The 14710-nt window shown below is 71.8% G+C and carries 15 protein-coding genes; 10 read left to right on the top strand and 5 right to left on the bottom strand.

Features of this window, described 5'->3' with window-relative positions; translation table 11 throughout:
* Positions 1–2 precede the first annotated feature (2 nt).
* The 5 genes from NUM_RS18735 (at position 3) to NUM_RS18755 (ending at position 5886) form a co-directional block, all read left to right on the top strand.
* Positions 3–896: a DMT family transporter gene (locus NUM_RS18735; protein WP_207126172.1), complete on the top strand. Its 894-nt coding sequence runs from the start codon at positions 3–5 to the stop codon at positions 894–896.
* The gene (locus NUM_RS18740) at positions 896–1654 is read left to right on the top strand and encodes an SDR family NAD(P)-dependent oxidoreductase (protein WP_207126173.1); all 759 of its coding nucleotides are present in this window, start codon (positions 896–898) and stop codon (positions 1652–1654) included. The genes NUM_RS18735 and NUM_RS18740 overlap by 1 nt, the downstream gene beginning before the upstream one ends.
* Positions 1655–3169: 1515 nt before the next feature.
* The gene (locus tag NUM_RS37945; protein ID WP_370467019.1) at positions 3170–3775 is read left to right on the top strand and encodes a class I SAM-dependent methyltransferase; all 606 of its coding nucleotides are present in this window, start codon (positions 3170–3172) and stop codon (positions 3773–3775) included.
* 189 nt (positions 3776–3964) lie between these two features.
* Positions 3965–5320 (top strand): radical SAM protein, encoded by a 1356-nt coding sequence (locus NUM_RS18750; protein WP_207126175.1) that lies wholly within the window; start codon positions 3965–3967, stop codon positions 5318–5320.
* A gap of 122 nt (positions 5321–5442) precedes the next feature.
* On the top strand, positions 5443–5886 hold the full coding sequence (locus NUM_RS18755; RefSeq protein WP_207126176.1) for a hypothetical protein: 444 nt from the start codon (positions 5443–5445) through the stop codon (positions 5884–5886).
* Positions 5887–5924: 38 nt separating this feature from the next.
* Here the strand turns inward: NUM_RS18755 and NUM_RS18760 are convergent, their stop codons facing one another.
* On the bottom strand, positions 5925–6851 hold the full coding sequence (locus NUM_RS18760; protein ID WP_207126177.1) for an AraC family transcriptional regulator: 927 nt from the start codon (positions 6849–6851) through the stop codon (positions 5925–5927).
* 75 nt (positions 6852–6926) lie between these two features.
* On the opposite strand from NUM_RS18760, the gene NUM_RS18765 reads away from it, so the two are divergent.
* The gene (locus NUM_RS18765) at positions 6927–7457 is read left to right on the top strand and encodes an anthrone oxygenase family protein (RefSeq protein ID WP_225918683.1); all 531 of its coding nucleotides are present in this window, start codon (positions 6927–6929) and stop codon (positions 7455–7457) included.
* A 106-nt stretch (positions 7458–7563) separates the two neighbouring features.
* Here NUM_RS18765 and NUM_RS18770 read toward each other — a convergent pair whose 3' ends face one another.
* The 3 genes from NUM_RS18770 to NUM_RS18780 are packed head-to-tail and all read right to left on the bottom strand — an operon-like array spanning position 7564 to position 9593.
* Complete coding sequence (locus NUM_RS18770) at positions 7564–8439, bottom strand: LLM class F420-dependent oxidoreductase (protein WP_207126178.1); 876 nt, start codon at positions 8437–8439, stop codon at positions 7564–7566.
* Between the two features lie 42 nt (positions 8440–8481).
* Positions 8482–8673: a DUF397 domain-containing protein gene (locus NUM_RS18775; RefSeq protein ID WP_263975133.1), complete on the bottom strand. Its 192-nt coding sequence runs from the start codon at positions 8671–8673 to the stop codon at positions 8482–8484.
* A complete protein-coding gene (locus NUM_RS18780; protein WP_207126180.1) occupies positions 8670–9593 on the bottom strand; it encodes a helix-turn-helix domain-containing protein in 924 nt (307 codons plus the stop codon). Before NUM_RS18780 ends, NUM_RS18775 begins: the two co-directional genes overlap by 4 nt.
* A 142-nt stretch (positions 9594–9735) precedes the next feature.
* On the opposite strand from NUM_RS18780, the gene NUM_RS18785 reads away from it, so the two are divergent.
* From NUM_RS18785 to glgC, 3 genes are all read left to right on the top strand, one after another.
* Positions 9736–10074, top strand: coding sequence for a hypothetical protein (locus tag NUM_RS18785; RefSeq protein ID WP_207126181.1), 339 nt, complete (start codon positions 9736–9738; stop codon positions 10072–10074).
* Positions 10075–10126: 52 nt separating this feature from the next.
* The gene (locus NUM_RS18790) at positions 10127–10480 is read left to right on the top strand and encodes a VOC family protein (protein ID WP_225918684.1); all 354 of its coding nucleotides are present in this window, start codon (positions 10127–10129) and stop codon (positions 10478–10480) included.
* Positions 10481–10661: 181 nt separating this feature from the next.
* Positions 10662–11888 carry a glucose-1-phosphate adenylyltransferase gene (gene glgC, locus NUM_RS18795; protein WP_207126182.1) on the top strand — a complete coding sequence of 409 codons (1227 nt, stop codon included), beginning with the start codon at positions 10662–10664 and terminating at the stop codon, positions 11886–11888.
* Between the two features lie 7 nt (positions 11889–11895).
* Here glgC and NUM_RS18800 read toward each other — a convergent pair whose 3' ends face one another.
* Entirely contained in the window at positions 11896–13479 is a 1584-nt protein-coding gene (locus NUM_RS18800; RefSeq protein WP_207126183.1) for an FAD-dependent oxidoreductase, read from the bottom strand.
* A 195-nt stretch (positions 13480–13674) separates the two neighbouring features.
* Between NUM_RS18800 and NUM_RS18805 the strand changes: the two genes are divergently transcribed.
* Positions 13675–14710, top strand: a 1036-nt coding sequence (locus NUM_RS18805; RefSeq protein ID WP_207126184.1) for a glycosyltransferase family 39 protein, incomplete at its 3' end; no start/stop codon positions are given.

The following is a 14710-nucleotide window of genomic DNA, read 5'->3' on the forward strand; positions in this document are numbered from 1 at the left end:
CGATGCCGCCCGGACTGTTCATCGCCGTACCGGCGGCGGTGGTCGGCGCGTTGTCGTTCGGCATGTCGTCGAACCTGCAGTACCGCGCGACGCACCAGGTGCCGACCCGGCGTGCCGGCGACCCGGCGCTGCTCGCCGACCTCATGCACACGAGGATGTGGCGGCTGTCGATCGTGCTGGCGCTGACCGGTTTCGGCCTGCAGGTGCTGGCGCTGCGGTTCGGGCCGGTGATGCTGGTGCAGCCGCTGCTGGTGTGCAGCCTGCTGTTCTACGTGCTGCTCACCCCGGTGCTCGCCGGCCGCCGCCCGGACGCGGTACGCATCGGCGGCGCGTTGCTGACCCTGGCCGGGTTGGTGGCGTTCCTGCTGGTGGCGCGGCCGACCGACACCGGCGGCAAGGACCTGACGCCGGCGACCATCCTGCCGTTGGCGGTCGGCCTCGCGGTGCTGCTCACCGCCTGCCTGATCGCGGCGGCGACGGTGTCGAAGCGGTGGCGGCCGCTGCCGCTCGCGCTGGCCACCGGCATCTGCTACGGCGTGACCGCCGGTCTGGTGCGCAGCCTGTCCGACCGGTTCGCGGACGGCTTCCCGGAACTGCTCTACCACTGGCAGCTGTACGCGATCTGCGTGCTCGGCCCGTTCGGCGTGCTGCTGAACCAGAACACGTTCCAGGCGGGCCGGTTGGGTTCGCCGGCGCTCGCGATCATCACCACGGTGGATCCGCTGATCTCGATCGGGGTGGGTCTGCTCTGGCTGGATGGCACGATCGCGGTGGGGGTGGCCGAGGTGACGGGTGAGATCATCGCGTTGGCGGTGATGGCCCTCGGCATCGCCGTGTTGGCGACCCGGGCGCCGCATCTGGTCGCGGCCGGGCAGCAGGTGGGGGATGGTGACTGATGCGGGTACGTGGCGCGGTCGCGCTGGTGACCGGTGCGTCCTCGGGGATCGGCTGGGCGACCGCGCTGCGGCTGGCCGAGCTGGGCGCCCGGCTGATCCTGACCGGCCGGGACACCGAGCGGTTGGCGATGCTCGCCACCATGACCGGCGGTACCCCGCTCGCCACCGACCTGTCCGAGCCGGGTGCGGTCACCCGGTTGGCGCGGACCGCGCTGGACGCCGCCGGTCGGGTCGACCTGCTCGTCAACAACGCCGGCGAGGGGCACGCCGGCCGGTTCACCGCGATGAGCGCCGACCAGGTCGCCCGGTTGGTGGCGGTGAACCTGTCGGCGCCGATCGAGCTGACCCGGGTGCTGCTGCCCGGGATGGTGTCCCGGGGCACCGGTCACGTGGCGTTCGTCACGTCGATCGCCGGCCGTACCGGGGTGGCCGGCGAGGCGGTCTACTCGGCGGCGAAGGCCGGCGTGGACGCGTTCGCCGAGTCGCTGCGGTTCGAGCTGGCCGGCTCCGGGGTGCGGGTCGGGGTGCTCGTACCGGGCGTCGTCCGGACCGCCTTCTTCGACCGGCGTGGGGCCGCCTACCAGCGGCAACGCCCGCGGCCGCTGCCGGCGGCGCGGGTCGCCGACGCGCTGGTCCGGGGCATCGTGACCGAGCGCGACGAGAGTTTCACGCCCTCCTGGCTGCGGCTGCCGGTGGCGGTCCGCGCGCTCGCACCGACCACGTACCGGCGACTGGCCGGGCGGTTCGGCAGTTCCTGAGCCCCGCCCGGTCACGCACGGTGGGTGCGTGGCTCCGGTTGGCCAGAACGTCACGGCCCGGTCCCGACCGGGAAACCTGACGCGGCGCGGCGGCGATTCTCCGGTAAGGTCTCTCCATCCGGTGCGGTTCGCCGGGCCTTAACCCTCCCTTCATCGTCGGTTTGCTTACGCGGCCGGCGTCGAATGAGCCGATCAGTCGACACCGTGGGGGTGGCCCGCGCGTGTCTATGCGGTACCGAGTCGAGCGCGGCACCGTGCCCGACGGTGCGCTGAGGCATGCGTACGGCCAGCGAGGCCCGGTGGGCGGCCAATGCGGCGGCCGGTCAGCGACACCCGAAGTGAACAGGCAGCGTCCGGCAACCGTACAGGGACTTTCGAGTTATTCATCAGTGGTGCGATACTGCGTCACCTTGCGAATAACGAGAGACGTTATCGGGAGAACACATGGGTCAGCTCAAGCAGCGCGTCAACGGCCTGGTCGAGAGAACGACCGGTTACCGGTTCGTGCGGGCGGATCGGCTGCGCGGGCTCAAGACGGGCATGGTTGGCCTGGTGGAGCAGTTCAGCGGCAGCGAGGTGAACGGGTGGGTGTCGGTGCCGCGGGGCGCCGACCCGGTGCGGGTGAGCCTGCAGATCAGCGGCTTCGAGGTCGCCGCCACCTGGGCGAGCGACCCGGTGAAGCGGGGCAACTACGGCGAGGCACGGCGCTTCCACTTCCGGATCCGGGACATCTGGCAGTACGTGACGACCAACGACAAGTTGACCGTCAGCGTCGACGACGTGGCCCTGCCCATCACCAAGCAGGGCATGTACCTGCGCCCCGGCAACAACGGGCAACACAGTCTAGGAGAGTTGAAGCGTCGGATGTCCAACGGTCACGTCTTCGGCCAGACCGGCCGACTCCAGTTGTCCAAGAAGCTCGACACCGAGTGGCAGGACAAGGTCATGGGCCTGTACGGCCAGGTCCGCGAGCTGGTCAAGGAGGTGTACGGGTACGACGTCTTCTTCGTCTACGGCACCCTGCTCGGTGCGGTTCGTGAGGGCGGCGTGATCGGCCACGACGTCGACTTCGACGCCGCGTACGTGTCCCGGCACAGCGACGGCAAGGTCTCCGCCGACGAGCTCCAGGAGATCGCCTTCCGGCTGGTGGAGACCGGCCTGGACGTGGAGTGCAAGCGCACCGCGCTGCACATCCACGACACCAAGGACCCGGACACCCGGATCGACCTGTTCCACACGTACTTCAACGACGAGGGGCTGCTGCAGTTCCCGTTCGGCGTCGCGGGCACCACCGAGGTGCGCAAGAGCGACTGGCAGGGCACCAAGGAGATCGACTTCTGCGGCGGTCGGGGCCTGCTGCCGGTCAACGCCGAGCAGATGGCCGAGCACCTCTACGGCGAGAACTGGCGCACCCCGAAGCCGGGCTTCAAGTGGGCGCGGGACCGGGTCAAGAGCGACCAGTCCGGCGTGATGCCGCTGTCGTACGGCGAAGAGGTCTACTGGTCGAACTTCTACATGCGCGCGAACTTCGACAGCGGCTCGACGTTCTTCGAGGCGATCAACGCGCGCGAGGACACCCCGAAGAACATCATCGACATCGGCTGCGGCCAGGGGCGCGACTCGTACGCGTTCGGCAAGGCTGGCCGCACCGTGCTCGGCATGGACCGTTCCCAGGTCGGGGTCAAGCACGCCGCCGCCAAGGCCGAGGAGTTCGGCATCGGCGACCGGGTCCGGTTCACCGCCTGCGACGTGTCCGACGAGCCGGCGCTGCGCAAGAACCTGACCGAGGCGCTCGCCGCCGCGGACGGGCCGGTGCTGTTCTACATGCGGTTCTTCCTGCACTCGCTGCCGGAGGAGGTGCAGGACACGCTGATGAGTGTGCTCAGCGAGTGCGCCCGCACCGGTGACATGTTCGCCGCCGAGTTCCGCACCGACAAGGACGAGGCGCTGGAGAAGACGTACGGCAAGCACTTCCGCCGCTACCAGAACGGGCCGGCGTTCGGTCAGGCGCTGAAGGACAGGTACGGCTTCGACCTGCTGCACGAGCAGGAGGGTCGCGGCCTGTCGGTCTACAAGGACGAGGACCCGGAGCTCTACCGCGTGGTCGCCGTCCACCGCTGATCCGCCCTTCCGCGCCGCGGGCCACACCCCACCGGGTGTGGCCCGCGGCGTTTCCGGCCGCACCCGAGGGCGAGACCATGATCAACCGGGTGGACGGGCGGGATGGGACGCGTCACGCGGGATCGGGCGGGGCCGGAAGATCGGGGCGGCGTACGGTGGCGGGGAGAGTGGACGCCGGGAGGGGTGGCGATGGCTGAGGTCGGGGTGAGTCTCGGCGCGACGCGCGCGGAGCGGCTGCCGCGGGGTGAGCTGCTGGACGACGCGATGCAGCGGTTCGCGCACCTGCCACCGGAGGCGATCCTCAAGGAAGACCTGCTGCGGACCGGGATGGCGTTCGACGACTCGGCGCTGACCGACAACGAGGACGGCGAGGTCAAGCCGAAGTCGTACTTCATCTTCTCGTTCGACCACCGGGAGCTGCCCGAGCTGGGGACCGCCGCGCTGCGCCGGCCGCCGGAGGAGGTCGTGCTGACCGGCGGACCGTGGGGGCTGCGCCGCACCGTGGTGTCGGTGCGGGTCAACCCGGCCTCGCCGTACCGGGTGGCGGCCGGCGAGGACGGGCTGCTGCGGCTGCACGTGGACGGCCGCGCCATCGCCGATGTCGGGCTGCCGCCGATGCCGGAGTACTACCGGCACGCGCTCGGCAACGGCAAGCAGGTGATGGAGGTGGCGCCGACGATCCAGTGGGGCTACCTGATCTACCTGACCGTCTTCCGGGTCTGCCAGTACTTCGGCGCCAAGGAGGAGTGCCAGTACTGCGACATCAACCACAACTGGCGCCAGCACAAGAAGGCCGGCCGGCCGTACACCGGGGTCAAGCCGGTGGACGAGGTGCTGGAGGCGCTGGCGATCATCGACGAGTACGACACGGCGAAGCTGTCCACCGCGTACACGTTGACCGGTGGCAGCGTCACCAAGACCGTGGAGGGGCTGGCCGAGGCCGACTTCTACGGCCGGTACGCGAAGGCGATCGAGGAGCGCTTCCCGGGTCGCTGGATCGGCAAGGTGGTCGCGCAGGCGCTGCCGAAGGCCGACGTGCAGCGGTTCTTCGACTACGGCATCCGCATCTACCACCCCAACTACGAGGTGTGGGACAAGCGGCTGTTCGAGCTGTACTGCCCGGGCAAGGAGCGCTACGTGGGCCGGGAGGAGTGGCACCGCCGCATCCTCGACGCCGCGGACGTGTTCGGCGCCCGCAACGTGATCCCGAACTTCGTCGCCGGCATCGAGATGGCCGCGCCGCACGGCTTCACCGAGGTGGACGCGGCGATCGAGTCGACCACCGAGGGGCTGGAGTACTTCATGTCCCGCGGTATCACGCCGCGGTTCACCACCTGGTGCCCGGAGCCGACCACCCCGCTGGGCAAGGCGAACCCGCAGGGTGCGCCGCTGGAGTACCACCTGCGGCTGCTGACCGCCTACCGGGAGACGATGGAGCGCAACAAGCTCAGCGCGCCGCCCGGGTACGGCCCGCCCGGCGCCGGTAACGCGGTCTTCTCGGTCAGCTCGTTCATGGACACCCTGCCGCCCGAGCCGGCCAAGTAGCCACGCCCGCCGGCGCGGTGCCGTCGGCGTCCAGCGGTCGGGCCTCGGACCGCGTCGAGCCGCCGCCCGGAGCGGGTCGGCGGCGGGCGTCGCCGAAGGTTCGACGGCGGTAGGGTGCGCGGGTGACCGAAGCGAAGCGGGCCGACGTGCTCGGCCGCTGGGCCGCCGTCCGCCGGTGCGTGCTGGCGATCCTGATCGGGGTGGCGGCGGAAGCGGCCGGCGGGGTGCTCGGTTCGCACCTGTGGAGTACCGCGGAGGCGGTGCAGCTGTGCGTGGCGCCGCCGGCGCTCGCCGCCGCCGGGCTGGGCACCGCGGCGCTTCGGGCTCGCCCGCCGCAGCTGGCCGTGTCGCTGTTCGGCCTGTACGCGCTGGGTTGGGCGGTCGCCTTCCTGGGCCATGCCGGCCCGCCGTACCAGCGGCCGTTCTGGCCGGCGTTCCACCTGGGCCTCGCCGCCGCCGGGATCCTCACGACGGTCGTCGGGTTCACGCTCGGCGCCCGGGCCGGCCGCCGCCCTATCTCGGCCGAGACGCCGGCGGACGTCCCCGAGGTCGGCGCCGGCCGGTAGCCGGTCACGGGCTCCACTGTGGACGCCGCGGCCGCGGGTCAGCCGGCCTCGCGCCACTGCTGCGGGCTGACCCCGTGCACCCGTTTGAACGCGGTACTCAGCGCGAACGGGCTGCCGTAGCCGACCCGCCGGGCGACGGCGGCCAGGGTGGCACCGCTGCGCAGCAGGTCGGCGGCGAGGCCGAGCCGCCAGCCGGTCAGGAACGCCATCGGCGGCTCACCGACCAGCGCGGTGAACCGGCGCGCCAGCGCGGCCCGGGACACGCCGACCTGCCGGGCCAGCAGCTCCACCGTCCACTGGTGCGCCGGATCGGTCTGCAGCAGCTTCAACGCCGGGCCGACCACCGGATCGGCGAGCGCCAGGTACCAGCCGGGTGCGGTGTCGGGGCGGGCCAGGTGCGCGCGCAGCGCGGCGATCAGCAGCAGGTCGAGCAGCCGGTCCAGCACCGCCTCCTGCCCGGGGTCGTCCCGGCCGATCTCGGCGCCGAGCAGGTCGACCAGCGGGCAGTCCCACTCGTCCCGGTGCAGCACGAGCACCGTCGGCAGCGCGTCCAGCAGCCGCCGGCTGATCTCCCCGCAGGTCTGGTACGTGCCGGTCAGCATCATGTCGGCGGCGTCCCGATCGTGGCCCCAGGTGCGTACCCCGAGGTCCCAGCGGTGGCCGAGGTCCTCGCCCCACAGCGTGTGACACTGCTGGCCGGGGCCGATCAGCACCTGCGGCTCGGTCGCCGGGTCGTCGGCCACCGTGTACGGCGCCGGCCCGCGCACGATCGCCACGTCGCCGGGCGCCAGCCGTACCGCCGGGTCGTGGTCGGGCAGCAGCCACGCGGCGCCGCGGGCGACGGCGACCAGGGTCAGCGGCGCCTCGTCCTCGATCCGGATCGACCACGGTGGGTCGAGCACCGTGCGCAGCAGGAACGCGCCCTTCGCGCGCGGCCCGTCGAGCAGGTCGACCAGCGTGTCCATGCGTCGAGGGTAGACGTACGCGGATGTCGCTGAGCGTTCGAGCGATGGCCGTTCGGGGCCGGCTCGGGTTTGCTGGTGGACGACGGGGAGCACCGGCGGGAGGTGCTCGGCGAGGGGGAGACGCTGATGGGTGCGGTGCGGGACGTGGCGCTGGGGCTGGCCACGCTGGGGTTCGGGCTGATGGCCGGGCTGTTCTACGCGTTCGCGGTGGCGGTGATGCCGGCGCTGCGCGGGGCCGCCGACCGGACGTTCGTCGACGTGATGCAGCGGATCAACACCGCGATCCTGAACCGCTGGTTCCTGTCGGTGTACGTCGGGGTGCTGCTGCCGGCGGTGGCCGCCGCGGCGCTGCACGTCCCGGCCGGCGGCCGTGCGGTGCTTCCGTGGGTGCTCGCCGGCCTGCTGCTCTACCTGGTGATGTTCCTGATCACCGGCGGGGTGAACGTGCCGCTGAACAACAAACTGGACGCGGCCGGCGACCCGGCCGACCCGGCCGCGGTGCGGCGGGCGTTCGAGGGGGTCTGGGTGCGCTGGAACGTGGTGCGCGCGCTCACCTCGACCGGCGCCTTCGCCTGCCTGGTGGTCGCGCTGGTCCGGGCGGCGTGACCCGGGGTGCGGTGCGGCGCCTCGGCATCCGGTGGTCGGACGCCGAGGCGCACCGCGATGGTCACCGGCTCGTGCGGCCGGGCAGCCGCCGGGGCGGCTGGCGGGGTCAGCCGATGGCGGACAGGCGGGGGAGGATCTGCTGGGCGACCTTCTCGGTGAACTCCACCGGGTTCTGGCCGGGGTTGGGCATGACCTCCAGCTCGCTGATGCCGAGCTTGGCGTACTGCTCGGCCGCGGCGACGAACCCGTCCGGGTCGGTCAGCGGATCGACCGTGGCCAGCGCGGTCTTCGCGATCCGGTCGTAGTCGGTGCCCTCGTTGCCGCAGTGGGTACGCAGCACGTCGAGCTTGTGCGCGATGTCGTCCGGGCTGCTGGCGAACAGGTTGCAGGCGTCGCCGTACTTCGCGACCAGCCGCAGCGTCTTCTGCTCACCGCCGCCACCGACCAGGATCGGCGGGTGCGGCCGGGAGATCGGCCGCGGCGAGCAGATGGTCTCCGCCAGCTGGTAGTGCTTGCCCTGGTAGGGGCCGTCGTCGTCGCTCCACATCTGCCGGCAGATCTGCAGCGTCTCCTCCAGCCGCTCGAACCGCTCCGCGACCGGCACCACCGGCACGCCGAGCGCGCGCTGCTCCCGCTCGTACCAGGAGGCGCCGATGCCCAGCCGCGCCCGCCCCTCGGACAGCACGTCCAGGGTGGTGACGATCTTCGCGAGCAGTCCGGGGTAGCGGTACATCACGCCGGTCACCATCAGCCCCAGCGTGACCCGGCTGGTGTGCCCGGCCACGTAGCCGAGAGCGGTGTAGCCCTCCAGCATCGGCTCGGTGGCCTCGCCCCGATGCTCCATCTGGAAGTAGTGGTCCATCACCGTGAAGCTGGCGAACCCGGCCTGGTCGGCGAGGAACGCGGAACGTTCCAGCGTCGGCGCGATCGACCGGACGTCGCCCGGCGCCGAGTAGGTCCAGTAGTGCAACCCGAGTTTCATGCCCACCCCTCACAACTCCACCGTGGACAGTCCACAGTGGATTCAGTCGTACTGGCCGGCCCGCACCGTGGTGACGAACGCGCGCCACGCGGCGGCATCGACGTCGAGCGTCGGCCCACTGCGATCCTTGGAGTCTCGCACCCCCACCGCCCCCGCGAACCGCACTTCCACACAAGACGCGTTGCTCGAGCTGCGACTCGACTTGAACCATTCGCCCGTCCGCTCGAACTTCACTTCGAGACACGCCGCGTTGTTCGTGCTGCGGCTGGATTTGAACCATCGACCGATCGGGGGCATTGCAGCTCCTTCGCACGCTGACCGATCAGCTGGAGCGAATCCTCGACGGTCAACGTCCGCTCGATCGCGTAGTGGAAAGCCATCGAGTATTCGCGAACCTGTGATGGGTCATCAGTGATCGCCGTCGATGTGAGCGTCTCACACCACGCGATGGAGCGGAGTCGTGGGGATGCGAACGAAAGTACGTGGAAGGGGCCACCGAGCGCCGGATGTGCACCGGCCGTGAACGGCAGGACGCGCACTTCGACGTGCTCGCTTTCCCGAGCAAGCCGGGCGACCCGGTCGAGCTGCTCGTGCATGACAGCACGCCCGCCCACCTCTTGATGGAGGGCGCCCTCGCCCAGGATCACCACCAGTTTGAGATTCGGGGGCGACGAGACTCGCGCTTGGCGTCGGAGGCGGCACTCGACTCGCTGATCGACTTCGGTGAGCCGGATGTAGGGCGATCCATCCGCGATCACGGCTCGTGCGTACGACTCGGTCTGGAGCATTCCCGGCACCAGGCAACCTTCGTAGGACAGACAGGTCTCGGCGCCGGCCTCGAAGCCGAAGTAGCGCTGGAGTTCGGCGCTGAACAGGCCCGAGTACTCCTGCCACCAGGCCTTCTCGTTGGCGCCCAGGCGAAGTTGTTCCAGCTCGGCGGCCTCCTCGGTGTCGATGTCGTAGATCCGGCAGAGCTGGGCGAGCCGGGATGCGGTGAGCTTCGGTCGGCCGGCCTCGGTCATCGAGATGAACGTCTGGGTGCACGGGATCCGCTTCGCGACGGCGGTGGCGGTCAGGCCGAGTTGCTCGCGCCGTTCGCGCAGCCGGAGGCCCAGCTCCCAGCCCTTGACGACGGGCGACGTTGCCGTACTCATCGGTACTCCTTGTCGGTCATACCGGGAACACGTTATGCCGTCATCGTCGGTGGTGCAATGAATGTGGATGGTCTGGTTCTATAACCATGACTGTTGTATCGTGCGGTCAACGCAATTCGTCATGAGACAGGAGCTGAGAGTCATGTGGGTGGGGACGGCGCGGGGGATGCACTACATCGACGACCAGGACCGGGAGGCGTACTGCTTCACGCTGACCCGGCTGGTCGGGGACGATCCGGTCGACCTGGACGAGTGCGTCATCGGCAGCGTGCAGGTGGTCGCCGAGGAACAGACGGTCGAGCAGGTCAAGCCGGGCATGCGCGGCTGGGCGCTCGCCACCCTCGCGGCCGGCCGGTACGGCTTCGGCCGGTACGAGGTGGCGATGGGGGTGCGGGACCGGGACGGCGACCTCGACGAGCGGTTCGGACACGAGGTGATCGACTGGGACGGTGACCGCGAGCTGATCCCCGCCGGCGGTTGAACGCTCGCTGATATCCCCGGTGCGGCGCCCGGCGCCGACCTACCGTGCCGGTATGGGAGTGCACATCGGGATGGTGACCATCGACTGCGCGCAGCCGCGCGCGCTCGCCCGGTTCTGGTCGGCGGCGCTGGACGTGGCGGCGGTGTTCGAGTCCGACGAGTTCGTCCTGCTCGGCGCGGCCGGCGACGGCGAACCGGAGCTGGGCCTGCAGCAGGTACCGGAGGCCAAGGCGGGGAAGAACCGGGTGCACGTGGACCTGCGGACCGACGACGTCCCGGCCGAGGTCGACCGGCTCGTCTCGATCGGCGCCAGCAAGCTCGCCGAGCACACCATGCCCGGCCTGCACTGGACGGTGCTCGCCGACCCGGCCGGCAACGAGTTCTGCGTCGGCTCCCACGAGGCCTGAGGCGTCAGGCGGCGGGGCCGGGAAGGGCGTCCACGCCGGCGGCGGGCACGGGTGGAGTGGGTGACCGGCGCCGCCGGAAGCGGGTGTCCCGGGGCTGCCCGGGATGGCGAGCGGATCAGGAACGCGTTAACAGGCTGTGTCCCAGGGTGCCGCGGAGCGCGATCGCGACTATGGTTCGGACATGGCGCGCGGGGCACGGGTGTTGGGCATCGTTCTCGCCGGTGGCGAGGGCAAGCGGCTGATGCCGTTGACCGCCGACCGGGCGAAGCCCGCGGTGCCGTTCGGCGGGCAGTACCGGCTGATCGACTTCGTGCTGTCCAACCTGGTCAACGCGGGCTACCTCAAGCTGTGCGTGCTGACCCAGTACAAGTCGCACTCGCTGGACCGGCACATCTCGCAGACCTGGCGGATGAGCTCGATGCTCGGGCAGTACATCACCCCGGTGCCGGCACAGCAGCGGCTCGGCCCCCGGTGGTACACCGGCTCGGCGGACGCGATCTTCCAGTCCCTCAACCTGGTGTACGACGAGGGGCCCGACTACATCATCGTGTTCGGCGCCGACCACGTGTACCGGATGGACCCGCGGCAGATGGTCGAGGCGCACATCGCCTCCGGGGCCGCCGCCACCGTCGCCGGCATCCGGGTACCGCGGGACGAGGCGCGGGCGTTCGGGGTGATCGAGACCGGCGAGGACGGCAAGACCATCACCCGGTTCCTGGAGAAGCCGGCGCAGCCGCCCGGCATCCCCGGCGACGAGGCGCACGCGTACGCCTCGATGGGCAACTACGTGTTCACCGCGGACGCGCTGATCGACGCGCTGCGCACCGATTCCGAGGACCCGGCGTCCGCGCACGACATGGGCGGCAACATCATCCCGATGCTGGTCGACAAGGGCGACGCCGCCGTGTACGACTTCGCCGCGAACGACGTGCCCGGCGCCACCGAACGCGACCGCGGCTACTGGCGCGACGTCGGCACCATCGACGCGTACTACGCCGCGCACCTCGACCTGGTCTCGCTGCACCCGGTGTTCAACCTGTACAACAGCGACTGGCCGATCCGCGGGCACGTGCCGCCGCTGCCACCGGCGAAGTTCGTGCTCGGTGGCCGGGCGTACGAGTCGCTGGTGTCCGCCGGCTGCATCGTCACCGGTACGGTCGCCCGTTCGGTGCTGTCGCCCGACGTGATGGTCGAGGACGGCGCCTGGGTCGAGGACTCGGTGCTCTCCGACGGGGTACGGGTCGGCCGCGGTGCGGTGGTCCAGCACGCCATCCTGGACAAGAACGTCGTCGTGCCGGCCGGCGCCCACCTCGGTACCGACCTGGGCCGCGACCGCGAGTTCCACACCGTGACCGACTCCGGCATCGTCGTGCTCGGCAAGGGCGAACCGGTCCACCAGCACCGCTGACCGCCGATCAGCGGGCCGGGCCGAACCAGGTCGCCAGCGCGGTCGACAGGGCGTCCAGGTCGGCCGGCGCGGCGGCGTCGGCGACCCAGGCCAGGTGGCCGTCCGGGCGGACCAGCAGGCCGGTGACGTCGCCGAGGTTCTTGGCCGGCGCGGTGACCACCCGGACCCGGTCGGCGTGCCCGGTCGCGGCCGCGACGACCGCGGGGTCGTCGGCCAGGTCCAGCAGCAGGCCGCGGCCGTCGGTGGTCAGCTCCGCCAGCGGCACCGGGCCGTCCGCGGTGACCAGGCCCGGATCCGGGCAGAACCGGCCGAGCAGCGGATGCCCGTCGCTCGCGTACCGCACGTCCAGCCCGCCGATCATCGAGGTCAGGTACCAGTTGACCTGCTCCAGGTCCATCAGCTCGGTGAACAGCGCGCGCAACGCGTCCGACTGCGGGTCCGGCCGCAGCAGCGCCAGCTGCGCCCGGGTGTTCGCGAGCACCCGCTCGGCGACCGGGTGCCGCTCCGCGCTGTAGCTGTCCAGCAGCGTCTCGTCGGCGTCGCCGGCCAGCACCGCGGCGAGCTTCCAGCCCAGGTTCGCCGCGTCGCCCAGCCCCAGGTTCAGCCCCTGCCCGCCGAACGGCGAGTGCACGTGCGCGGCGTCGCCGGCGAGCAGTACCCGGCCCCGCCGGTACCCGTCGGCCAGCCGGGCGTTGTCGGTGAACCGGGTGCCGGTGCGCATCGCGGTGACCGTGACGTCGACGCCGCTGACCCGGCGGATGCTCGCCTGCACCTCGGCGGCGGTGACCGGCGCGTCCCGGTCCGCCGGCGGCCCGTCGAACTCGACCGTGAGCACCCGGCCGGGGAACGGCCCGTACACCATCAGGCCGGTGTCGTTGCGGTTCCAGCCCATCGCCAGCCCGTCCGCACCGGTCAGCTCCACGATCGCCTGGTGCCCGGTCATGGTCGGCGCCGTACCGGGGAACGCGAAGCCGGTGAGCCGCCGCACCGCGCTGCGACCACCGTCGCAACCCACCAGGTACCGGCACCGCACCGGCTCGCCGCCAGCCAGCGTGACGGTCACCCCGTCGTCGTCGGCGACGACGCCGGTGACCTCGGCGCCGCGCCGGACCGTACCGCCGAGCCGGGCGACCCACCGGCCCAGCACCCGCTCCAGCTCCAGCTGCGGCATGATCATCATCGGCCGGCCGATCGACGCCCGACCCGCCTCGCCGGCCTCGAACAGCCCGCGCGGCCGCAGCTCCAGCAGTTCCATCGCCATCGGCAGCTCCTCGGGCGTGAACCCGAGCTTGAAGATGCCGGCGAAGTGGCCGCGCGCGCCCGGCCTGCCCCCGCCCGGCGTGCCCCCGCCCCGGGCCGGCTTCGCCACCGTCGCCATGATCCGCTGCTCGATCTCCGCCAGCTCGGCACCGAGCCCGGCCCGCTCCAGCACCTCGACGGTACGGCCGCTGATCGAGCCCGCCTTGATCGTCTCGCTCGGCTCGGTCAACCGCTCCAGCACCGTCACCGACACACCTCGGGTGAGCAGCTCGCCGGCCACCATCAGGCCGACCGGACCGCCACCGACCACCACCACGTCTGCGTTCGTCATGCGTCGTAGCCTGCGGCCCACCGCTGGCAGCACCCGCACCGTCGCCTGACAGCGCTGGCAGCCCGCTGCCGCTCCCCGCCGGCGTCCACGCCCCGCGCCGTCGAGCGCGCGGTGGGGCCGGCGCGCCGCGTCCCGGTTTGCGGGGGTCTGCGGTGCGGGTCGGACGCCGGCCGCCCGGCGCCCTACGATCCGCGGATGGACGGTGCGCCGCCGCTGCCGCGGCCGACCCCGCTGTACTGGCGGGCCCTGCTGCCGATCGCCCTGGTACTGGTCGCCGCGCTGCTCGCGCTCGCCACCCGGTACGGCTACCACCGCGACGAGCTCTACTTCCGGCTGCTCGGCCGGCATCTCGCCCTCGGCTACGTCGACCAGCCCGTCGGTACCCCGGCGCTTGCCCGGGTGGCCACCGCGGTGTTCGGCGACAACCTCGTCGCGCTGCGGCTGCCGGCCGCCCTCGCCGCCGCCGGTACCGCACTGCTCGCCGCGGCGCTCGCCGCCGAGTTCGGTGCCGGCCGCCGCGGCCAACTGCTCGCCGCGATCGGTACCGCCACCGGGGTGTTCCCGCTGATCAGCGGGCACGTGCTGCTCACCTCGTCGATCGACCTGCCGATCTGGCTCGGCACCGTCCTGTGCTCGGTACGGGCGCTGCTGCGCGACCGGCGCTGGTGGCTCGCGGTGGGCGTGGTGGCCGGGATCGGCCTACTCAACAAGCAGCTGATCGTGCTGCTCGCGATCGGCCTCGCGGTCGGCCTCGCCGTGGTCGGCCCGCGCCGTACGCTGCGCGACCGGTACCTGTGGCTCGGGGTCGCGGTGGCCGCGGTGCTCGGCGCGCCGAGCATCATCTACCAGCTCACCCACGGGTTCCCGCAGCTCGCCATGGCGTCCGCGCTGTCGGCCCACGACGGGACCGAGAACCGGATCGAGTTCGTGCCGTTCCAGCTGGTCCTGCTCGGACCGCTGCTGGTACCGATCTGGTGGGCGGGGCTGCGCGCCCTCGCCCGCCGCCCCGCCTGGCGCCCGGTGCGCTGCCTGGTCGTCGCGTACCCGGCCGCCGGGCTGGTCGCGCTGCTCGGCGGGGGCCGGCCCGACTACGTGATCGGGCTGGTCGTCGCGTTCTTCGCGATCGGCTGCGCCGTGCTCGACCCCGACCCCGACCCCGCCGGCCTCGAACCCGCGGGTGCCCGGTCGTCCGGTTCGCCGGCCGACGGCGCCGACACCGCGGGCCGGCCCG

The sequence above is a fragment of the Actinocatenispora comari genome, assembly GCF_017312725.1.
Lineage (GTDB): Bacteria > Actinomycetota > Actinomycetes > Mycobacteriales > Micromonosporaceae > Actinocatenispora > Actinocatenispora comari.